Source organism: bacterium SCSIO 12741 (assembly GCA_024398055.1).
GTDB lineage: Bacteria > Bacteroidota > Bacteroidia > Flavobacteriales_G > Salibacteraceae > SCSIO-12741.
Window position 1 is genome coordinate 2,669,538 of sequence record CP073749.1, and the last position, 21,127, is coordinate 2,690,664.

The window sequence follows — 21,127 nt, forward strand, 5'->3', positions numbered from 1 at the left end:
CTTATTCGTAGCGCAGCGATTCGATGGGGTCCAGACGTGAGGCTTTTCGTGCGGGGTAATATCCTGAGGCTACTCCTACCAGTAAACAGACTAAAACTCCCAGTGCCATCCAAAGCCAGGGGATGATAAAGGGCTCACCGGTAAACAAGGCTACAATGTTTCCAATTAGAATGCCGAGAACGATGCCAAACAATCCACCCAATTGACTGATGATAGTGGCCTCCAGTAAAAACTGCATACGAATAATTCCAGAGGCGGCGCCCAGCGCTTTTCTGACTCCAATTTCCCGGGTTCTTTCCGTAACAGAAACCAACATAATGTTCATCAGGCCAATCGCCGCTCCGAGTAAAGTAATAAGGGCAATGAACCAGGAGACCACACTTACAAATTCGAGGTTGCTAATCAATTTGGTGGCGAGGTTGTCACTACGTCGCACCTCGAAATCATCTTCTTTACCCAAGGGTAATTTACGGATGCGTCGAAAGGTTCCTCGGGCTTCCTCGATGGCCAGGTCGAGGTATTGCGGGCCAAAGACCAATACATTGACCGTAAATTGTTCTACCGTCATTCGAAATTGCTGACGCGCCACGTCCAGTGGTATGAGTATAGTACGGTCGCCACCAAAACCCGAGCTTGAGCCTTTTTCCTTGAGAACAGCAATCACTTTATAGCGAATGCCTTCCAAATTAATGTATTGATTCAAAGGGTCTTCCACATCAAAAAGCCGTTCAGCCACTTCCTTTCCAATCAGGGCGACCCGGAGGTTATTTTGGATGTCGTTTTCGTTGAAATTTCGTCCCCGATCAATCCGGTAGCCTGAGGTAGATAAATAGTTTTCATCACAACCAAAAACAGCCACATTAGGATTGGTCTTTTTGCTGCGATACTTTACCGTAGAATTGATACTCGATCGGGTAGAAACCGATATTTGGGACGGGAAATGGAAATCTTCCTTGAAGGCCTGTACTTCATCATATTTGAGTGGACCGTATTTACGTTCCTTGTTGTGTTGCCTGACCCGGCTTCTCAACTGACCAATCATAAACGTATTGGCTCCCATGCTCGTAAATTCTGTACTGATGGAAGCCTTGATGGAATCGATGGCCGTTAGTATGCCAACCATTGCCGTAATTCCAATCGTGATGATTCCAGCCGTAATAATGGTCCTTACCCATTGGCTTCGGATGGCCACCCAGGCAATGCCAATATTTTCTCGAAGGATTTCTTTTTTCACTTTAAGATTTGCTAATAATTGCCTGTTGCACTTGGGCTTTTGGATAAAAAGAGCGTTGAATTTATTAAATTCGCTACCCCCTTAATTGCAAATAGAACATTTAGATTTTCAAAAATATGGTATTCGATCTTGAAATGATCCGAAAGCTGTATGAGCGGTACCCTGAGCGAATCGCGGCAGCACGTAATCAAGTTAACAAACCCCTGACTCTATCCGAAAAAATTCTCTATACCCACCTCTGGGATGGTAATGCTACCTCCAGTTATGAACGGGGAAAGGATTATGTGGATTTTGCTCCCGATCGGGTGGCTATGCAGGATGCAACGGCACAAATGGCCTTGCTTCAGTTCATGCAGGCTGGAAAGAAAAAAGTCGCTGTGCCTTCAACGGTGCATGCCGACCACCTAATCCAGGCTCGTTTAGGAGCTTCTAAAGACTTGCAAGAGTCGATTAACAAGAACAACGAGGTTTTCAATTTTCTACAATCGGTGTCAAACAAGTATGGAATTGGATTCTGGAAGCCAGGTGCGGGTATTATTCACCAGGTGGTTTTAGAAAACTATGCTTTCCCAGGTGGAATGATGATCGGTACTGACTCCCATACCGTAAATGCCGGTGGATTGGGGATGGTAGCCATCGGAGTTGGTGGTGCTGACGCTGTTGACGTCATGGCCGATATGCCTTGGGAATTGAAATTCCCTAAATTAATTGGTGTAAAGTTGACCGGTAAAATGAACGGATGGACTGCGCCAAAGGACGTAATCTTGAAGGTAGCCGGAATCCTTACTGTTAAAGGTGGAACCGGTTGTATCGTAGAATATTTTGGGGAGGGTGCTGAATCCATTTCCTGTACCGGTAAAGGAACCATTTGTAACATGGGAGCTGAAATCGGTGCAACCACTTCGACCTTTGGATATGATGAGAGCATGGAGCGTTATCTACGTGCTACTGGTCGTGCTGAAGTAGCTGATTTGGCTAACGGGGTCAAAGAACACTTAACTGCCGACCCAGAGGTTTATGCGGATCCCGAAAAATACTTTGATCAGGTTATTGAAATTAACCTGGACGAACTCTCTCCGCATTTGAATGGACCCTTTACTCCAGATTTGGCAACTCCTGTTGCTGAGATGAAAGACAAGGCAACTAACGAAGGTTGGCCTTTGAAAGTGGAGTGGGGCTTGATTGGTTCTTGTACCAACTCTTCGTATGAAGATTTGTCGAGAGCTGCTTCCATCGCTAAACAGGCGGTTGAAAAAGGATTGGCTACAAAAGCCGAATTCGGAATTAATCCGGGATCTGAGCAGGTACGCTTCACGGCTGAAAGAGATGGACTGCTAAAGACTTTTGAAGATCTTCAGGCCACGATTTTTACCAATGCTTGTGGACCATGTATCGGTCAGTGGGCTCGTACAGGAGCTGAGAAAGGTGAAAAAAATACCATTATCCATTCGTTTAACCGGAATTTCTCCAAACGTGCGGATGGTAACCCCAATACACATGCATTTGTAGCCTCGCCTGAAATGGTAGCTGCGATTGCTATTGCCGGAGATTTGACCTTTAACCCAATTACCGATACCTTGGTGAATGACAAGGGTGAAGAAGTGAAATTGGATCCACCGGTAGGAGATGAACTTCCGCAAAAAGGATTTGATGTAGAAGATCCGGGATACCAAGCTCCGGCTGAAGACGGATCGAATGTAGAAGTGGTGGTAAAGCCAGATTCTCAAAGGTTGCAATTGTTGACTCCTTTCCAACCTTGGGACGGAGAGAATATTTCGGGTGCCAAACTTTTGATCAAAGCTTATGGAAAATGTACCACAGACCACATCTCGATGGCAGGTCCATGGTTGCGTTTTCGTGGTCACCTTGATAATATTTCTGATAACTGTTTGATTGGTGCGGTAAACGCTTTTGGTGGAGCAACTAACGAAGTCGTGAATCAATTGACCGGTGATAAAGGTGAGGTGCCTGCTGTAGCTCGGGCTTACAAAGCCGCAGGAGTTCCAACCGTGGTAGTGGGAGACCATAACTACGGAGAAGGTTCTTCACGTGAGCACGCCGCGATGGAACCTCGTCACTTGGGAGTGAGAGCTGTAATCGTTAAGTCCTTTGCCCGTATTCATGAAACGAACTTGAAGAAACAAGGGATGCTCGGATTGACCTTTGCCAATGAAGCGGATTACGATAAAGTATTGGAAGACGATACTTTCAACTTCTTGGATTTGAATGAATTTGCTCCAGGAAAACCGTTGACTATTGAGGTGGCTCACAAAGATGGTAGTTCAGATACCATTACCGTGAATCATACTTACAACGCTCAGCAAATTGAGTGGTTCCGTGCTGGATCAGCATTGAACTTGATCAAGGCGCAGCAAGCGAGCTAAAGCAATATTCAATTTTCAGGCAGAACTTTAAAATTGACTCTATTGGATTTGCAATCCGAAAGTTATAGTCGCGGATTTCAAATCCGCAGCTCGCCCATCCGGATTGCAAATCCGAATGAGTTGTAAATTGAAAATTGAACCTGAAAATTGAAAATTCAAAATGTGTTTTCACTACGCATTAAGTAAGAAAGTAAAAGAAGTAGCTGAGCGCTACAAAGTGATATTGGAACAGGATCTCCCCGCTGGGGATGATCCTGTTTTTCATGTTGCTGGTTTCGATTTTCCAGTGATGCCGGTAGTGACCAATGAGCAACCCGACCGACTTCAGTTTTTTCAATGGGGTTTAATACCCTCCTGGACAAAATCCGTTGATGATGCCAAACTGATTCGAACCCGAACCTTGAATGCGCGAAGCGAAACGGCTTGGGAAAAACCATCCTTTCGATCAGCGATCAAATCCAAGCGTTGTTTGGTGCCCGCTACCGGATTTTATGAGTGGATGGAGTTTCAAAAAAAGAAGTACCCCCATTACATTCATTTAAAGGATCAAAGCATTTTTTCTTTTGCTGGAATTTGGGAAGAATGGGCCGATCAGGAGAGTGGCGAAATTCACTCGACCTACAGTATCCTTACTACCGAGGCAAATCCCTTTATGGCCCGGATTCATAACACCAAGAAACGCATGCCCGTCATGCTTTCTCCTGATCAGGAAAGACAATGGATAGGGGATTCACCACCCAGCCTATTGAAAGAACTTACCATCGGTTTGCCCGAGGATACTTTGGATGCCCATACCATCTCCAAAAGAATTACCAGCCGCACGGAGAACAGCAACGTTTCCGAAGTGCAACAGCCCTTCTCTTATCCCGAGTTGCAGTTGTTGTTTTGAATTGTATCTTTTTCAAACCATGAAAACCACCATTTTAGTACCGATCATTTTTCTGATCCTCCTGGTTAGTTGTACTCCAGAACCCAATCCTGTGATAGGATATTGGGCTCCGATGGAACCTGAAGCCGATCGAACTCAGATGTCCTACAACCGGCTCTTGGTCATTCGTTCCGATAGTTTTATTCATTGGGACTTTAGAGATTGGAATGACTCTACAGAAGAATGGGCTGTGAGATTTCCGGTGCACTGTTCCTTATCCGACACACAAGCAGTCCTTTTTGGACGGGAGGATACTTCCCTTACGTATAAAATTTCGTGGTTAGGCAAGGATACACTTCAATTGGTAACCAATACCGAATATCCCGATACTCAGAAACTTCTTCGCATCGAAAGACCGCTACACTCAATTGATACGTCTGATTTAATGGGCAAATGTTTCAGGGTCGAGGGAGTCAAAGGATTTGTTGATACCCTTGAATTTATTTCCAATAGATTGGCATTTCAACCTACTAAACAAAGAGGGATGGGTTCATTATTATGGTGGGAATTGGTGGATCGGGATGGACTACCAACTTTTAGAGCTGGAAATTATACAAACCCTTTTTTAGTCTCCTCTTGGACTGAGGATGGTAGGATAAAGCAGGAGTTAAGAGGATTCCATCATAAGGTTTACTTTTTGGAAGAATTAGATTTAGCAGCAATGCCCGAGTCACTTCATGGAAATTGGGAGGAAGTTGATTTTACCGGAGTTAGAATACCGCCACCTAATGAGGAGGATTCTACAGATATTCGGTCTGCTCTCGAAATTTCCAAGGACTCAATTCGAATTCGGAAGTTTGGTCATTTCCATTCGCGTAAATGGATTTACAGCCAGACAGGACGATTCATTTATTTCCCAGATCGTATGGGTAAAAGCGACGAGGTTTGGGAAGTTGTGGCACAAGATCCAAACCAAATACTGATCATTAACAACCTTTATGGTACTGCTGGCCTGCTCAGACCAGATACCATTACCTATCGTCTATTAAAAGGAAGTTAAGGGGTGAAGCTTCAACAAGTAGATCGAAACATCAGAATCGCATCTTGCTTCGAATCAAAATAGTCGATGTCCATTACAACATAGTTAAGGCTCAGAACTTTGTTTTTTTCTTCCTGCTGAAATCCGATAGGTTTAGTCTCAGATCTATAACTAATTCATTTTTCAACTCTTAAATTTTACTTCTATGAGTGATATTAAATACCGTACGAATTCGGATATGAGATTTACCTATGCCTCAACCGTGGTTGAATTCGATATTAATAGTCTTATTGATAATTCCAATTACGAGATTGATAGCCAGGGAAAGACCTTTGATTCGGCTGTGGACAAATTGGTCATTGATGATATTGACAAGACAGTAGATCAAATTGGATTTACGGTCAGGTCAACCTCTGATACGTCATCTCAGGGTGTGGTTAAATGGTTTAAGGAGGAAACCGGGTATAAAAAGGCCATCTCTCAAGGTGGCGGGGAATGGCCCAAGGAAATGCGATTTGCCCTCAAACCAACCGTATACATAGTGGCCATGGACAAGGATACGAAGTATCGGTTTGAATGGGAAGGCCTTACCTTGGGTATGGTCCAAATAGATAAAAAAAGAAAATGGTGGCTGGCCAGTAAATATGCTTTAACCCTTGCTGATTTGAGAATCCGAGATATCGTAATTCTGGAAGATATGTACCAGGAAATTGTACTTAAAGGGACGGGTGATATTATTGATAAACGGGCTCATTTATTTATCACACTCGAAGGGAAGAAGACCTTTCAGGTTAAGTGTGTGATCAATGATATACCGCTTTCTCAGGATTGGTATAGCAAAATTTAAGGTTGCCTTTTTCATTTCCAACTGTTCCCTATCCATTTGAATAGGGAACGGTCGGAAAATTATGTTTTTTACTTAGCTGGAAGCACCAAAGTGCTCACCTCGCCGAAGCCAATGCGATTTCCTTCTCCATTGTCACACCAACCTCTCATGATCACGGTGTCCTTATCTTGGATGAACTTTCGCTCAGTACCATCGTGCATGGTAACTGGCTTAGTTCCTTTCCAGGTGATTTCCAACATCGATCCATAAGACTCAGGAGTAGGGCCAGAAATGGTTCCTGAACCCATCAAGTCTCCACACTTAACGTCGCATCCGTTAACGGTATGGTGGGCCAATTGCTGATTCATGTTCCAGTACATGTACTTGTAGTTCGATAGACCCACTCTTTTTTCTTCGCCGTTCTCAGGTTGAAGAAGTACTTCCAGGTTGATATCCACGCTTTTCTGTCCTTCATACTCCAGGTAGGGAAGAGGCTTAGGATCTTGCTCAGGGGTATCACAACGGAAAGGCTCCAAAGCATCCAGCGTAACAATCCATGGAGAAATAGAAGACGCAAAGTTTTTAGCCAGGAATGGTCCGAGTGGAACGTATTCCCACTTCTGAATATCACGAGCACTCCAGTCATTCAAAAGGCACATTCCAAAGATGTAGTCTTCCGCCTCTGTTGTTGAAATTGAGTCTCCAAGTGGCTTACCCTCATAAGTGAAGAAGGCCATTTCCAATTCGAAATCCAAAAGCTTACAAGGTCCGAAAACGGGAGGATCAGTGTCGTTTGGTTTTTGCTGTCCTTTAGGGCGGTGAATAGCTTGCCCGGAAGGAATAATGGAGGACGCTCTTCCGTGGTATCCTACAGGAATGTGAAGCCAGTTTGGCATCAAGGCATTCTTGGGATCGCGGAACATGGTTCCTACGTTGGTAGCATGCTCTCTTGAAGAGTAGAAGTCTGTGTAGTCACCTACGCGAATTGGAAGGTGCATTTCGGCATCAGCCATGGCTACCAAAACCTTATCTACTGCTCCGGCATCTTGAATTTCGGTATTACCTTCCGTAAACAATTCAGAAAGGCGCTCACGTACTTGACGAGTTCCTCCCTTTCCGTGCTGCATGAAGGCATTCAAAAAGTCATTTTGGTAAGCATCCGGAGCCACTCCAGTGTTATCCAAAAGTCCGGTTTGAGCCAATTCCCACAAATCGATGATTTGGTTACCCAGGGCTACGCCAACACGCTTACTTCTGGTGTCGGTGCTGAAAATTCCGAAGGGTAAATTCTGAATAGGGAAATCGGAGCCGGGAGCTACTTCAACCCAGCTTTTTTTATGGGGATCGTTGGAAACGAGCATAGTATTATTTTAATATATGATGAACAGGATTTACCCTTAAAAACGAGGGGCTAAATCCATAAAATTTAGTCGGCAAAATTAAATCGAAATGAAGTTTAAACTTCAGAAGTAACCGCAATTTTCTGGTACAAAGGGAAACCTTCCATCCAGTCGTTGATATCGTTCCGAATCTCGGTGTGAATGGCGTCGCTTTCCGGGTTCATGATCACTCGGTCCATGTAGTCTACGATGCGCTCCATATCGACTTCTACCAATCCACGAGTGGTGAGGGCAGGAGTTCCAACTCGAATTCCAGAAGTAACAAACGGTGAACGATCATCAAATGGAACCATGTTTTTGTTTACCGTGATGTCTGCTTTGATCAGCGCTTCTTCAGCACCTTTACCTGAAATGTCTTTGTTTCTTAAGTCAATCAACATACAGTGGTTGTCCGTTCCGCCTGAAATGATGTGATAACCTCTATCCGTAAAGGATTTGGCCATGGCTTTGGCGTTTTTAGAAACCTGAATAACGTAGTCCATGTAGTCATCGGTCAGGGCTTCTCCGAACGCAACTGCTTTGGCCGCGATAACGTGCTCCAACGGACCACCTTGCGTTCCAGGGAATACACCAGAGTCGAGTAAGGAGCTGAACTTACGGACGATTCCTTTTGGGGTTTTGATGCCCCATGGATTTTCAAAGTCTTTTCCAACCATGATCACGCCACCACGTGGACCACGAAGGGTTTTGTGGGTTGTGGTAGTCACCACATGACAGTGCTGAAGTGGATCGTTGAGAATTCCACGAGCAATGAGTCCAGCAGGGTGAGAAATATCGGCTAATAGAATAGCTCCAACTTCATCCGCAATTTCACGGAATCGTTTGAAATCCCAATCGCGCGAATAAGCGGAAGCACCAGCAATAATCATTTTGGGCTTAACCTCTCTGGCTTTTTCGGCCACCGAGTCCATGTCGATCATTCCGGTTTCACGATTTACACCATAGAAATGAGGTTTGTACAACTTACCCGAAAAGTTCACGGGAGAACCATGGGTGAGGTGACCTCCGTGTGACAGATCAAATCCGAGAATAGCATCGCCTGCTTTTAGGCATGCCAACATCACAGCGGCATTGGCTTGAGCACCCGAGTGAGGCTGAACATTGCACCATTCGGCATTGAACAAACTCTTTAAGCGGTTCCGAGCTTCATCTTCAATCTGATCCACTACCTCACAGCCACCGTAGTAACGTTTGCCTGGTAGACCCTCAGCATATTTATTGGTACATACTGAACCCATAGCCTTCATTACCTGTTTGGAAACGAAGTTTTCTGAAGCGATCAATTCAAGGCCTCTTTTTTGCCTTTCTTTTTCTTCTTTGATCAGGGAAAATATCACGGAATCTTTCATGTTCGATGCTTTGCGTTGAGCCTCCAAATATATTGGATTCTTTCGGGTTAAAGAGCAGCTAAGGTTACAGATACCTGGCGAATTCAACCTGGCTTAACGCATCCTTAATTTCAGCGGCATTGGTCACCGCATCCGTCCAGTCTTTTTTTCCCACTTTTTGAAGCGAGGGAAGAGGTGTTTCAGAAAAGTCAATTCCTAAGAAATCGCCCATTCTTTGAGCCGTTTTTTGAGAGTCTCCAGTGAGTTCTTCATAACTCAATATCAAATGAGGTTGCCGGTGAATTAGCTGTAGATTTCGCTGGTGATTTTGCTGATGAGCGTGCAAGTCTTTGATCAGCTGGTTGGTATCCACGGTCACCTTGGGAGCTTGAAACTTCTCGGTACTATGAGCCTGTCCTGATTGCTCCAACTGGTACCAGGAAATCAATTGCTTGAGTGGGTTTTCCCGATGAAGGTAAATGATGCTTAAATCGTCCTGCTGAAGCCAATCCCGAAGAACGGGGTAAAATTCCATTTGGACCCGCATCAGTTTAAAGCCAACCCACTTTTCCGTGACGAAGCGAGGATTGGGGTAATAATGAGTTTTGTCCTCTCCCTCTTTATAAGGGTAAGAAAACGTGGGATCATTGAACATTTTATCTAGGTAGCCACGGATTAGATTCTTCTGTAGGCCAGGATTCATGTCCACCGTAAAACGATTTAGGAATACCCGATACAGAACTTTTCTAAGGGCATGATTCCGGCAATAAAATTCAAACTTATCCTGACCCGGTTGGGCCCGAAGAAATACCTCGGCATGCGATCGAATTTCAGGGTGATTGTTCAACCACAACGACAAGAAAGAAGAACCCGTTCGGGGCTCTGAGTACAAAACAAACTTCTTTTTTGAAGTGGGTATTTGCATGCTTGTATGCCTATTTTTGAAAAAAATTACCCGGTTGACTCTCCCCAATCTTTTTATCGTTGGTGCTCCCAAATGCGGAACAACCTCCTTGTGTAATTACCTTCGACAACATCCTCAGGTTTTTATCACGGAGCCCAAGGAACCCAATTTTTTTAATACCGATCTGCTCCGGAAAAACCGTATGTCTGAGCAAGAGTATTTTCAACTGTTTGAAAAGTCAGCGTCCTTTCCAGTTCGTGGAGAAGGAACTCCGCTTTACTTGATGTCAAAGGAAGCACCGGCCAATTTAGCTCGATTCAACCCGGATGCTAAAGTAGTTATTTCCACCCGTCAGCCATGGGCCTTGATTGTTTCCGCATTTTACCAGAATAGGAGCAATACCGTAGAGACCAGTGCTTCCTTGGTAGAGGCCTTGAATTTGGAATCAGAGCGGGCTTCTTGGGACTACCTTCCTCATGACCCGGAGCCGGTAGGCCGTCTTTTGTATAGAAGAATGGCATCGTTGGCCGAGCAGATTCAGGAATACCAAAGGCATTTTCCACCCGAGCAAATTCACATCATCCAATTCGATCGATTTTTTGATGACGTTCCGGCCGGTTTAAAGGAACTCTTGGAATTTTTGGAAGTGGACGACCTTAGTCAGGAAATTCTACCAGAGGTTCATAACCCAGCCAGTGACAATCGGTTTGCTGGTTTAGCCGGATTGTATCGGCATCCTCCAGCTTGGTTGTCGGCATCGGCGCGTCGATTGATGAGTGATAAAACGCGTTCCAAAATTTATACTACTTTGCGTGGATGGAATGAAAAACCTGTGGACAAATCGGAGCAAGATGAAGCTCAGGAAATGCTGCGGGAATTCAATAACAAACAAGTGAGTCAATTGGAGGAATTATTGTCCTGGAATCTGACTCATTGGAAACTACCATGATCGGATTATTGCTTCGATTTTTGTCGCATCAGGCGGACCTGTTTCGGTCGGGTTGCATGAAAACCTACTACCGACTCAAGTATCCCGGACTCTCCATTGATGGCTCGAGTTATCTGGCCCCAGGAGTGGAACTGGTTTGCGTGAAGGGATCGCTGATGGTTATTCGTCAAAGTACCTTGGGAAAAGGCAGTCAAATTCGAACCAAAAGAGAAGGCAGGCTTGAACTTACGGATTGTGAAGTTGGAGCGTACTGTACCATCGAAGCCATGCAATCCATCACCATTGAAAAAGATACCTTGATTGCCGAACGGGTAACTATTCGGGATCAAAACCACCGTTTTGAAGAGGTTGGAAAAAACATTGCCGAACAAGGATTTGATGTGGCGCCGGTCCTCATAAAACCCAACGTGTGGATAGGAGCTGAAGTGGTTGTTTTGAAAGGAGTAGAAATTGCTTCTGGAACCGTCGTCGGAGCGGGCTCCGTGGTCAATCGATCCTTGCTTGAAAAAGCGGTGTACGCTGGCAATCCTGCTCAAAAGGTTAAGGAGCTTTCATGAAACGAGTGCTCCATGTTATCGATACCTTGGAACGGGGAGGGGCAGAAACTCTTTTAGCCACCTTCCTAAGCCATCAGGATCCCAAGTTCAATCAGATTTTGATTTTGAGTGGTGAAAATGATTTTGAGGAAGAACTCTCTCATTTTGTTATTCATAATCTCCGTTGCGAAAACCGCACCGATCTGCTAAAAGCCCCTCGGAAAATTGGTCATGCAGCTCGAGCCATGGAGGCTGATATCATTCATGCCCATTTGTTTTTATCCGGGTTATTGTGCTCACAAGTTCGATTAGGTTCTATGAAACTCGTTTGCCATCTGCACAATCGGATTTCAAAAAGTGTTTTTCAGGAGAAACCCATGTATCGGCATCTGGAGAAACTGCTGTATAGACGCCGTCATTCCCAGGTTTTTGTTTCGCAGAGCATTCGCGAAGATTATCAAGCCTTGGTTGGGAAGCCACGTCGAGCAGAGATCATTACCAATTGTGTTTCCGAGGAATATTTTCAGACCGATCGCACGGTTAAACCCATGGGGAAAAACTGGGTGACGGTTGGAAGTTTGAAAGCCCAGAAGAATACATTGGAATTGGTACGTCGGTTTAAGGACCTTGCTCCAGAGGGTTATCAGTTGACCGTAGTTGGGGGAGGACCTCAAGAATCTGAATTGAAAACGCTGATTCGGGAGGAGAAAATTGAAAACGTTGAACTTTTGGGAAGGCAACCCGTCACTCCAAGCTTTTGGAAACCCTACGATGTGTTTGTGTCTTTGTCACAATACGAAGGATTTGGAATTGCAGCTGCCGAGGCATTTTGTTCGGGATTAAACCTGTATTTAGCAGATATTCCCACCTACCGAGAAATTTTTGGGGAGGTGGCCACTTTTCTTTCTTTGGACAATCCATCAAGTTTGTCCGAAGGAATAAAACACCCCGTTCAAATGCCCGAACCGGAGAAAGCACAAGCTTTATACGAACGATTGAGTCCGGGGTATTTTCGAAGTCAAATTAAAACCCTTTATGAAACCCTTGATTAACGTCCTCTACATCACCTACGACGGGTTGTTGGACCCATTGGGGCAATCACAGGTTTTGCCCTATCTGAAAGGGTTGTATCGGGAAGGCTACAGGTTTCACATCATCTCCTTTGAAAAAAAGACTCCGACACCTGAAGATTTTCAAAGGCTTTTTGGAGATGCTAAGGATTGGAACTGGCATTGGATGGAGTACCACAAATCCATTCCCATTTGGTCGCAATACAGCATGTTGAACAAAATGCTTCGTAAGGCCAAGACTGTGGCTTCAGATAATGCCTTGGAAATCGTTCATTGTAGAAGTTATTTTCCAGCTTGGGTTGGGCATAAACTTCAGCGCGAATTGGGTTTGAAATTTGTTTTTGATATGCGTGGCTTTTGGGCCGATGAGCGCATTGAAGGTGGAATTTGGAACGCGAATAATCCGCTCTATTCTTGGGCCTACCGCTACTTTAAGAAAAAAGAGAGTCAATGGTTTGAGCAGTGTGATGCATTAATCTCATTGACCGAAACCGGCAAGAGTATTATTGCTAATCAATGGAATGTACCGGCCACAAAAATTACCGTCATACCCTGTTGTGCTGACTTGAATCTTTTTTCAGCGGAAAGAGGAGACTCGAAAGAATACGATTTGGGGTACGTAGGTAGTATCGGGACCTGGTACATGCTCGAGGAAATGGTGCAATTCTTTAGCCGCTATCGAAGCCAGAATCCGAACGCCAAAATGCTTTTTTTGACGCCCGAGAATCCCGAAGTTATTGAAGAACAATTGTCGCGAAATTCCATTCCATTGTCATCCGTCGATATTCGTAAGGTGCCACATCGTGAGGTACCTCATTGGCTGAATAAATGCCGATATGGAATCTATTTTATTCGCCCCACCTTTTCCAAAAAAGCGTCCTTCCCAACCAAATTAGCCGAATACCTCGGACTTCGTATTCCGGTGGTGACCAATACGGGCATAGGAGATATGGACCAATGGGTGCAGGATTATAAAATTGGTATTCTGGTTGATGACTTTAGTAAATCTGCTATGGATCAGGTCGTTGGCGGCTTGAAAGATTACCAATATCCCGAGGCCGGATGGGAGCAGGCTTGCCAAAAACTTGACTTGGAAACAGGAATATCCCAATATGCGGAAGTATACCGAAAGCTACTGGTATAAGTGGACCGGTTCGCTTAATATTGTACCTCTTGAATTCGAATTAATTTATGGATCTGAAAGACAAATCGATATTGATTACCGGTGGTACCGGTTCCCTGGGTAAGTGTTTGGTTGATATGTTGCTGGAAAGGTATCCAGACTTAGGGCGTTTGATCATTTTTTCGAGAGATGAGCTGAAGCAATTTGAAATGGCGCAGCGTTACCCGATGGATAAGTATCCGCAAATGCGCTACTTCTTAGGAGATATTCGCGATCGTGATCGATTGATTCGAGCCTTTCAGGGAGTAGATTATGTGATTCATGCGGCCGCATTGAAACAAGTTCCAGCAGCGGAATACAATCCGATGGAGTTTGTAAAAACCAATGTACTGGGAGCAGAAAATATTATTGAGGCAGCCTTGAGCACCAATGTGAAGCGCATTGTAGCCTTGTCTACCGATAAAGCGGCAGCCCCGATCAATTTGTACGGAGCTACCAAGCTGGCTTCTGACAAGTTGTTTGTGGCGGCCAATAACATTCGAGGTTGGAGAGATTTACGTTTTTCTGTGGTTCGCTACGGAAATGTAATGGGTTCCAGAGGTTCGGTGATTCCATTCTTTTTGAAGAAAAGAGCGGAAGGTGTTTTGCCGATTACAGATCCTGAAATGACCCGATTCAATATCACTTTGCAAGAGGGTGCCGAATTGGTTCTATATGCGCTCGAAGAAGCCTGGGGTGGAGAAATATTTGTTCCCAAAATTCCATCCTTCCGCATTACCGATTTGGCCCAAGCCATCGGACCTGAGTGCGAACATCCGGTAGTCGGAATTCGCCCGGGTGAAAAAATTCATGAAGAAATGATCACGCCTTCTGATTCCTACACCACGGTGGACTTAGGTAAGTATTATGCGATTTTACCTACGTTGACCAATTGGGATATCAAGGAATATCAGGAAGCTACTCAATACAAGGAAGTCGAAAAAGGATTTACCTACAACTCCGGAACCAATGATGAATGGTTGACCGTGGAGCAATTGCGTGAAATGATTGACACCTACGTGGCTCCTGGAGAACTGACCAAGAGTAACGCTTAGCCTACCCTCAAAGCACTTTCCATCTGGTGATAGAGGAAGACGGTTTCGGATTGGGGTCAAACAAATAGTTGGGTTATGAATATTCACTTATTCAGGATTAAGCAACTTGTCAAAAAGATGATTGGTCGCCAAGCAACAAGCCCAAAGGATTTTCTTTTGGAGGCCTTGCCCAAAGGATCTGTTGGAGCCGAGATTGGTACCTGGAAAGGAGCTTTTGCCGATCGAATGCTGACCATTGTTGAGCCCTCTAAATTGTTTTTAATCGATCCATACCAATACATAGAGAGCTATGAAAACGCCTGGTATGGCAAGCCCATTGGATCTCAATCCAACATGGATGAGATTTACGATTTTGTAGCAGCTCGATTTGCCGGGCCCATTACCAAAGGGCAGGTGGAAATGCTTCGAATGACCTCGGACAAAGCGCTGGAAAAGTTTGAAAATGAATCCCTGGACTGGGTTTACATCGACGGTGATCATTCCTATGAATTTGTTAAACGAGATTTAGATCATTTCTACGCTAAGGTTAAAGTGGGTGGTTGGATCACCGGGGATGATTACCAGGATGGAAACTGGTGGTCGGATGGAGTTCGAAGGGCCGTGAACGAATTTGTAGAAGAGAAGGGAGAGCTTCTTGAGCTTCAGGAAATAAAAGAGAATCAATTCAGAATCAAAAAAATTGGATAGTCTGATGAAAAATCCGGCTTACACGCTGCTGGAAGTAGCCAATACGCACGGGGGAGATCCCGAAAAAGTAATCCAGCTCATTCAGGAATTCGAAGATGTTCAGGAAAACGTGGGCATCAAGTTTCAGGTACTTAAGGACGATCGTATCGCCCTACCTGATTATTCCTGGTTTGACGTCTACACCAAGTTGTGTTTCTCCGAAGAAGATTGGGGAAGGCTGATAACCGAAGCCCAGAAAACCAAAGAAGTTTGGTTAGATCTGTTCGACAGCTATGGTACCGAAATTCTGGGAAAGTACCTGGATCAAATTACCGGCATTAAATTGCAGGCATCCGTGCTTCAAAATCTGGAAATTAGAAAAGGATTGCAACAGTTGGATGTTTCTTCCCTGAAGCTGATTCTCAATGTGGCTGCCATGGAAGAAGACGAGGTAGAGTCCATTTTACAGGCCTTTGAAGGTCAATTTGGGTTTAAGGAAATCATCCTACAAGTTGGTTTTCAGGCCTATCCTACAGAATTGGCTGACTCAGGCTTGGGAAAGATTCCTAAACTTCAAGATTTGACAGGTAAAACTATTGCCTTCGCCGACCATGTAGATGCGCAGTCAGAAGACGCCGTTTGGTTGCCCGTAATGGCTGCTATGCAAGGTGCAGGAATCGTAGAAAAACACATTAGAAGTTCCCATTACGAACCCGAGTACGATGGATTCTCATCCGTAGGAAAAACTCAGATTCTGAAAATCAGAGAGCAACTTGGACGTTATGGACACTTACTTCAGGAGCCCTTTATTAATGAGCGGGAGCAGAATTACCTGAAGACCACCCTTCAGATTCCTGTATTGGAAAACAGCAAAGATTCAGGAGATTTAGTTGACTTGGATCGCGATTTGAAATACCGCCGAACCGGCCAAGAAGGAATTTCCAGAAAAGACATTCAAGAGCACCAGGCCAAGGGAGAAATACTGGCTAAAGATTTGGACGCCGACAGTACCCTAAGCAACGACGTGTGGAGAAAAGCTAAAGTGGGGGTGATTGTAGCTTGTCGATTGAAATCATCTCGCTTGAAAAGAAAGGCAGTTGAGAAGATTGGTCAGTGGCCATCCGTAGAATACTGCCTAAAAAATGCCTTGCGATTCAAGGGCGTAGATGAAGTTGTGTTGGCAACCTCCACCGCTGATGAAGATGCCGAGCTCGAGAATCATACCTACTCTGATGAAGTTCATTTTTTTAAGGGCCATCCTGACGATGTGATTCAACGATTTTTGGATGCTGCCGAGCAACATAGCATTGACGTAATCATCCGGGTTACCGCCGATATGCCGTATATCTCTGATGAGATTTTGCAACCCTTGCTCAAAAAGCATTTTGAAACCGGCGCTGATTATACCGTAGGGAAAGATGCGGCAGTAGGAACCAATTTAGAGATTATCAATACCAGTGCATTGAAGAGGGTGAGAAAACACTTCCCATTTGCCGAGTATTCCGAATACATGACCTGGTATTTTCAGAATAACCCCGAACACTTTAATCTTCAATTCGTAGAGTTACCTGCCGATTTGGTAAGGCATTACCGACTCACTCTGGATTATCCGGAAGATTTGGACATGTTTAACGCCATTGAAGAGCGTTTTGCTGAGCATCCTGAGTTTTCCTTGCGGGAATTAATTGACTTCTTGGATCGAACACCAGAAGTTGCTCAAATCAATGCTCACTGCGCTTTGGTTTATAAAACCGATCAGAGTTTGATCGATACCCTCAATCAAAAAACGCGTATTTCGGTTCATGAATAAGCCAAGAATTCTTTTTCAAGTAGAGGGCGGTGCTCAAACCGGATACGGCCATATTAGCCGTTGTACGGCTCTTGCCGGTTACCTGAAAGAGGATTTCGATTGTCATTTTTTGCTTCCCGTTGAAACCCGGGAACGCTTATCGCTTTTCGGAACGGATCAATATCACATTCATTGGACCGAGAATAGTGCTTACTCCTTGGAAGAACTAAAGCTTCTCGCCGTTGAAGGAGACCTACTGGTGGTAGATGGTTATTCCTACGACCGGGCGTATTTTGAATCACTACGACCCCTCGGTGTAACCTCGGTAAGGATCGATGATTACTACCAAGACTATTCGGCCGATGCGATCATTAACCCATCTCCAGCTGCCACACGGGGTAAATATCCGGCTATGCCTTATCGGGCTTATGCCGTGGGAGCCGCTTACGCTATGCTGCGTCCCGCCTTTTTTGAGGCTAAACCAGTAGAGGTGGATGCTCGAACTTTACTCGTTTGTTTAGGGGGGAGCGATGCTCGTTTTTCGGCTCATTTGATTGAAATGCTGCAATCCGTTGGGGGATTTGATCGCATTACCTGGTTGGGATATTTGAGTGAGGATAGTAGAGCGAAACTCGACGAACTGAACGAATGGAAGCATGTTGCGCAAGCCAATGCCCATGAAATGGTGAACCTGATGACCCGTCATGAGTACGGTTTATTCTCGGCGGGAACACTTGCCTTAGAAGCCTGTACGGTAGGGATTCCCATGTTGCTTTTGCAATACGTAGAGAATCAAAAAGAAAACTACCGCAAAATAGTAGAGGAGAAGGCGGCCGTTGGAATTGGAACTCCTGAAACCCTGGACAGAGAAGTACTTCAAAAATCCTTTGATGAACTCAAGGGGCAGAAACAACAGGTCGAGTTTCAAAAAAAGCTGATGGACGCCCACCCACCCACCCGATTCAGAAAGCTCTTTAACTACCTCCACCTCACAAAATCAATTACCCTCCGTCAAGCCAGCGAAAAGGACGTAGACCTATTCTACCAATGGGCAAACGACCCGGATACCCGGCAAAATTCAACCCAATCAGAGCCTATACCTTACCCAACTCATGTATCTTGGTTCGCTTCCAAAATTAGGGATGTGAATACTCGTATTTACGTCTTTGAGCACCCTGGCGGACCCGTTGGTTACCTGCGTTTGGAACAGCGAGAAGGTCATTGGTTGATTAGTTATGCCATGGATCCGGAGTTCAGAGGAAAGGGGCTTGGAAAGTTTTTGATCGGTAGAGGAATGACTGAATTTATAGAGGAGAAACAGGATGCCAGCCTGGTCTTTCATGCCTGGGTAAAAAAATCGAATTTGGCCTCTGCGGTGACTTTTAAAAACTGCAATTTTGACAATCTAAAAGAGGTGAATCTCGAAGGCGTGACCTACGACATTTTTATATGGAAGTAACCCACTCAGATATTCGCATTGGACCCGATCGAATTCATGACGATGCTCCCGTTTGGATCATTGCTGAATTATCGGCCAATCATGCTGGCAGGCTGGATGTAGCACTTGAAACCGTGCGTGCGGCTAAGCGTGCCGGTGCCAATGCCATTAAGCTACAGACCTACCGAGCCGATACCATTACGCTGAACGTTAAGAATGAACACTTCAAAATCGATCAAGGTACCGTGTGGGATGGTAGATACCTCTACGATTTGTATGAGGAAGCCCACACACCTTGGGAATGGCACAAGGCTTTGTTTGATGAAGCTCAGAAGGAGGGCTTAGTTTGTCTATCCTCGCCCTTCGATCCCACAGCTGTGGATTTGCTCGAAGAGTTGAATTGTCCAGCCTACAAAATTGCGTCCTTCGAGATTACCGATATTCCGTTGATTGAATACGTGGCCTCGAAGGGAAAGCCCGTCATCATTTCCACCGGCATTGCCGATGATCAGGATATTCAACGAGCCTTGGAGGCGTGTAAAAAGCAGGGTAATCATCAGATCGTTTTGTTGAAATGCACCTCCTCCTATCCCGCTCCCATCGAAAAGGCCAACTTGGCTATGATCCCCGATATGAGAAATCGTTTTGGGGTGCTAACCGGTCTCTCCGATCATACCTTGGGTACAGCGGTTCCTGTGGTTGCCACTTCACTGGGTGCACGGGTAATTGAAAAGCATTTTATCCTCGACAAAAATCTGGGTGGACCCGATGCCGGATTTTCGCTCGATGAGCAGGAATTTTCCGAAATGGTCAAAGCCGTAAGGCTGGCCGAAAGTGCATTGGGCAAGGTAGATTACTCCCTGGATGAGGGAAAAATAAATAGCCGGGCATTTAGCCGATCGCTCTTTGTAACCCGCCGGGTAGAAGCAGGCGAAACCATTGGTCCGGAAAATATCAAATCCGTTCGTCCCGGGTACGGGATGCATCCCAGGTATTGGGATGTTTTGATCGGAAAGAAATTTAATACAGCCGTGGAGGCAGGAACTCCGCTTAAGGCTGAAATGGTAGAAGGATTTAGAGAAGAATGATCGGAATTATCAATTATGGAATGGGCAATTTGGCCTCCGTCCTCAATGGCTTAAAAGCTTTGGAATTGGATGCCGAGATTGTGGACAACCCAAATGATCTTGATCGATACGAGCGGTTGATCCTTCCTGGTGTTGGGGCTTTTAAGCAGGCCATGGATAATTTACGAGAATCCGGATTCAAAACAGCCCTAGATGCTATTGTGGAGAAAGGCGATAAACCTTTGTTGGGAATTTGCCTGGGCATGCAATTGCTTTTTGAGAAAAGCTTCGAACATGGCGAAAACACCGGATTAGGCTACATTCCGGGTGAGGTACTTCCCTTCGGAGATCAGGTGAAAAATCACCGGATTCCTCATGTGGGGTGGAACACCGTTTACCCCCAATCCGGTTCTCGATTACTTCCTGAACAAGCCGAAGACTTTTACTTCGTTCATTCCTTTTACTGCCACCCGACCGGGGATGAAGAGCAAAAAGGAATGACCGAATACGAAATAAAATTTTGCTCAGTAGTGGAGCATGGTCAGGTATTTGGGGCCCAATTTCACCCCGAAAAAAGCCAGAAACACGGACTTCAATTGCTAAAAAAATTCGCCGAACTTCCATGCTGAAAAAACGACTGATACCGGCTCTTTTTATCAAAAATGGACTTATTGTTAGAAGTGAGAATTTCGACTATCACCAGTTCATTGGAAGCGTGGTGCATGAGGCGAAACGCTACAGTGATTGGGACGTAGACGAGCTGGTTTACATCGACATCAGCCGGGAAAAGGAGTACGATCTCCGTCGTGATGATTACAACCTGGATGCTTACTATAGCATGGAAGAAATCATTCGGAAAATTGCTGAGGTTTGTTTTATGCCCTTAGCCTTTGGTGGTGGAATCCGAAACCTATCCGATGTGGATTTGAGAATTCGCAACGGAGCTGATAAAATTATTCTGAATACCGGTGCCTACGAAACTCCCGAACTGATTGGGCAAACAGCCTCCAAATACGGATCGCAATGTGTGATCGTTTCGGTCGATTACCGCATGGTAGATGGAAAGGATCAGGTTTTTACCTCCTTCGGAACTCATGCCACCGGATTGACCGTAAACGAATGGATCAGTCGCTGTGAGCAGGAAGGGGCGGGTGAAATCTTTTTGAATGCCATTGATCGAGATGGAAAGGGCAATGGATATGATATTGAAACCATCGAATCTGCGGTGGAAAGCACCAAATTGCCCGTGATAGCATGTGGCGGTGCAGCCGACGAATTTGATTTTCAGGAGTTGGCCGAAGAAGTAGAAAACCTTTCAGGAATTGCAGCAGGAAATCTCTTTCATTTTACTGAAAGAAGTTATCCGAGAGCCAAGAAATACCTGAAGGAAAATGGAATTAACGTACGATAAA

At 45.0% G+C, this 21,127-nt stretch carries 19 protein-coding genes; 15 read left to right on the forward strand and 4 right to left on the reverse strand.

Features of this window, described 5'->3' with window-relative positions:
- Position 1 precedes the first annotated feature (1 nt).
- Positions 2-1,234, reverse strand: a complete 1,233-nt coding sequence (locus KFE98_11310; GenBank protein UTW60639.1) for an ABC transporter permease — start codon at positions 1,232-1,234, stop codon at positions 2-4.
- 116 nt (positions 1,235-1,350) lie between these two features.
- Between KFE98_11310 and KFE98_11315 the strand changes: the two genes are divergently transcribed.
- The 4 genes from KFE98_11315 (at position 1,351) to KFE98_11330 (ending at position 6,372) form a co-directional block, all read left to right on the forward strand.
- Positions 1,351-3,618 carry an aconitate hydratase gene (locus tag KFE98_11315; protein ID UTW60640.1) on the forward strand — a complete coding sequence of 756 codons (2,268 nt, stop codon included), beginning with the start codon at positions 1,351-1,353 and terminating at the stop codon, positions 3,616-3,618.
- A gap of 160 nt (positions 3,619-3,778) precedes the next feature.
- Positions 3,779-4,507 (forward strand): SOS response-associated peptidase, encoded by a 729-nt coding sequence (locus KFE98_11320; GenBank protein UTW60641.1) that lies wholly within the window; start codon positions 3,779-3,781, stop codon positions 4,505-4,507.
- A 19-nt stretch (positions 4,508-4,526) separates the two neighbouring features.
- The gene (locus KFE98_11325) at positions 4,527-5,546 is read left to right on the forward strand and encodes a hypothetical protein (protein ID UTW60642.1); all 1,020 of its coding nucleotides are present in this window, start codon (positions 4,527-4,529) and stop codon (positions 5,544-5,546) included.
- Between the two features lie 184 nt (positions 5,547-5,730).
- On the forward strand, positions 5,731-6,372 hold the full coding sequence (locus KFE98_11330; protein ID UTW60643.1) for a hypothetical protein: 642 nt from the start codon (positions 5,731-5,733) through the stop codon (positions 6,370-6,372).
- A gap of 68 nt (positions 6,373-6,440) precedes the next feature.
- Here the strand turns inward: KFE98_11330 and fahA are convergent, their stop codons facing one another.
- The 3 genes from fahA to KFE98_11345 form a co-directional block, all read right to left on the reverse strand.
- Entirely contained in the window at positions 6,441-7,712 is a 1,272-nt protein-coding gene (gene fahA, locus KFE98_11335; GenBank protein ID UTW60644.1) for a fumarylacetoacetase, read from the reverse strand.
- Positions 7,713-7,807: 95 nt separating this feature from the next.
- Positions 7,808-9,100 (reverse strand): serine hydroxymethyltransferase, encoded by a 1,293-nt coding sequence (locus KFE98_11340; GenBank protein ID UTW60645.1) that lies wholly within the window; start codon positions 9,098-9,100, stop codon positions 7,808-7,810.
- Positions 9,101-9,164: 64 nt separating this feature from the next.
- Complete coding sequence (locus KFE98_11345) at positions 9,165-10,004, reverse strand: sulfotransferase (protein ID UTW60646.1); 840 nt, start codon at positions 10,002-10,004, stop codon at positions 9,165-9,167.
- Positions 10,005-10,020: 16 nt separating this feature from the next.
- On the opposite strand from KFE98_11345, the gene KFE98_11350 reads away from it, so the two are divergent.
- The 11 genes from KFE98_11350 to KFE98_11400 all read left to right on the forward strand — a co-directional run bounded on the left by KFE98_11350 (position 10,021) and on the right by KFE98_11400 (position 21,126).
- Positions 10,021-10,932, forward strand: a complete 912-nt coding sequence (locus tag KFE98_11350; GenBank protein UTW60647.1) for a sulfotransferase — start codon at positions 10,021-10,023, stop codon at positions 10,930-10,932.
- Positions 10,929-11,489, forward strand: a complete 561-nt coding sequence (locus KFE98_11355; protein UTW60648.1) for an acyltransferase — start codon at positions 10,929-10,931, stop codon at positions 11,487-11,489. Before KFE98_11350 ends, KFE98_11355 begins: the two co-directional genes overlap by 4 nt.
- Positions 11,486-12,520, forward strand: coding sequence for a glycosyltransferase (locus tag KFE98_11360; protein UTW60649.1), 1,035 nt, complete (start codon positions 11,486-11,488; stop codon positions 12,518-12,520). The genes KFE98_11355 and KFE98_11360 overlap by 4 nt, the downstream gene beginning before the upstream one ends.
- Positions 12,504-13,682, forward strand: coding sequence for a glycosyltransferase (locus KFE98_11365; GenBank protein ID UTW60650.1), 1,179 nt, complete (start codon positions 12,504-12,506; stop codon positions 13,680-13,682). Before KFE98_11360 ends, KFE98_11365 begins: the two co-directional genes overlap by 17 nt.
- 47 nt (positions 13,683-13,729) lie before the next feature.
- On the forward strand, positions 13,730-14,755 hold the full coding sequence (gene pseB / locus KFE98_11370; protein UTW60651.1) for a UDP-N-acetylglucosamine 4,6-dehydratase (inverting): 1,026 nt from the start codon (positions 13,730-13,732) through the stop codon (positions 14,753-14,755).
- A 75-nt stretch (positions 14,756-14,830) separates the two neighbouring features.
- Positions 14,831-15,442 carry a class I SAM-dependent methyltransferase gene (locus KFE98_11375; protein ID UTW60652.1) on the forward strand — a complete coding sequence of 204 codons (612 nt, stop codon included), beginning with the start codon at positions 14,831-14,833 and terminating at the stop codon, positions 15,440-15,442.
- Positions 15,443-15,446: 4 nt separating this feature from the next.
- The gene (locus tag KFE98_11380) at positions 15,447-17,231 is read left to right on the forward strand and encodes an N-acetylneuraminate synthase family protein (protein UTW60653.1); all 1,785 of its coding nucleotides are present in this window, start codon (positions 15,447-15,449) and stop codon (positions 17,229-17,231) included.
- Positions 17,224-18,669 carry a UDP-2,4-diacetamido-2,4,6-trideoxy-beta-L-altropyranose hydrolase gene (locus KFE98_11385; GenBank protein UTW60654.1) on the forward strand — a complete coding sequence of 482 codons (1,446 nt, stop codon included), beginning with the start codon at positions 17,224-17,226 and terminating at the stop codon, positions 18,667-18,669. Before KFE98_11380 ends, KFE98_11385 begins: the two co-directional genes overlap by 8 nt.
- Positions 18,660-19,736, forward strand: coding sequence for a pseudaminic acid synthase (gene pseI / locus KFE98_11390; GenBank protein ID UTW60655.1), 1,077 nt, complete (start codon positions 18,660-18,662; stop codon positions 19,734-19,736). The genes KFE98_11385 and pseI overlap by 10 nt, the downstream gene beginning before the upstream one ends.
- Positions 19,733-20,344 carry an imidazole glycerol phosphate synthase subunit HisH gene (hisH, locus tag KFE98_11395; GenBank protein UTW60656.1) on the forward strand — a complete coding sequence of 204 codons (612 nt, stop codon included), beginning with the start codon at positions 19,733-19,735 and terminating at the stop codon, positions 20,342-20,344. Before pseI ends, hisH begins: the two co-directional genes overlap by 4 nt.
- Positions 20,338-21,126 carry an imidazole glycerol phosphate synthase cyclase subunit gene (locus tag KFE98_11400; GenBank protein ID UTW60657.1) on the forward strand — a complete coding sequence of 263 codons (789 nt, stop codon included), beginning with the start codon at positions 20,338-20,340 and terminating at the stop codon, positions 21,124-21,126. Before hisH ends, KFE98_11400 begins: the two co-directional genes overlap by 7 nt.
- The last annotated feature ends 1 nt before the right edge of the window (position 21,127 follow it).

Coding starts and splice junctions, on each gene's coding strand:
- KFE98_11315 (UTW60640.1), top strand. CDS start 1,351: ATGGTATTCGATCTTGAAATGATCCGAAAGCTGTATGAGCGGTACCCT.
- KFE98_11320 (UTW60641.1), top strand. CDS start 3,779: ATGTGTTTTCACTACGCATTAAGTAAGAAAGTAAAAGAAGTAGCTGAG.
- KFE98_11325 (UTW60642.1), top strand. CDS start 4,527: ATGAAAACCACCATTTTAGTACCGATCATTTTTCTGATCCTCCTGGTT.
- KFE98_11330 (UTW60643.1), top strand. CDS start 5,731: ATGAGTGATATTAAATACCGTACGAATTCGGATATGAGATTTACCTAT.
- fahA (UTW60644.1), bottom strand. CDS start 7,712: ATGCTCGTTTCCAACGATCCCCATAAAAAAAGCTGGGTTGAAGTAGCT.
- KFE98_11340 (UTW60645.1), bottom strand. CDS start 9,100: ATGAAAGATTCCGTGATATTTTCCCTGATCAAAGAAGAAAAAGAAAGG.
- KFE98_11345 (UTW60646.1), bottom strand. CDS start 10,004: ATGCAAATACCCACTTCAAAAAAGAAGTTTGTTTTGTACTCAGAGCCC.
- KFE98_11355 (UTW60648.1), top strand. CDS start 10,929: ATGATCGGATTATTGCTTCGATTTTTGTCGCATCAGGCGGACCTGTTT.
- KFE98_11360 (UTW60649.1), top strand. CDS start 11,486: ATGAAACGAGTGCTCCATGTTATCGATACCTTGGAACGGGGAGGGGCA.
- KFE98_11365 (UTW60650.1), top strand. CDS start 12,504: ATGAAACCCTTGATTAACGTCCTCTACATCACCTACGACGGGTTGTTG.
- pseB (UTW60651.1), top strand. CDS start 13,730: ATGGATCTGAAAGACAAATCGATATTGATTACCGGTGGTACCGGTTCC.
- KFE98_11375 (UTW60652.1), top strand. CDS start 14,831: ATGAATATTCACTTATTCAGGATTAAGCAACTTGTCAAAAAGATGATT.
- KFE98_11380 (UTW60653.1), top strand. CDS start 15,447: ATGAAAAATCCGGCTTACACGCTGCTGGAAGTAGCCAATACGCACGGG.
- KFE98_11385 (UTW60654.1), top strand. CDS start 17,224: ATGAATAAGCCAAGAATTCTTTTTCAAGTAGAGGGCGGTGCTCAAACC.
- pseI (UTW60655.1), top strand. CDS start 18,660: ATGGAAGTAACCCACTCAGATATTCGCATTGGACCCGATCGAATTCAT.
- hisH (UTW60656.1), top strand. CDS start 19,733: ATGATCGGAATTATCAATTATGGAATGGGCAATTTGGCCTCCGTCCTC.
- KFE98_11400 (UTW60657.1), top strand. CDS start 20,338: ATGCTGAAAAAACGACTGATACCGGCTCTTTTTATCAAAAATGGACTT.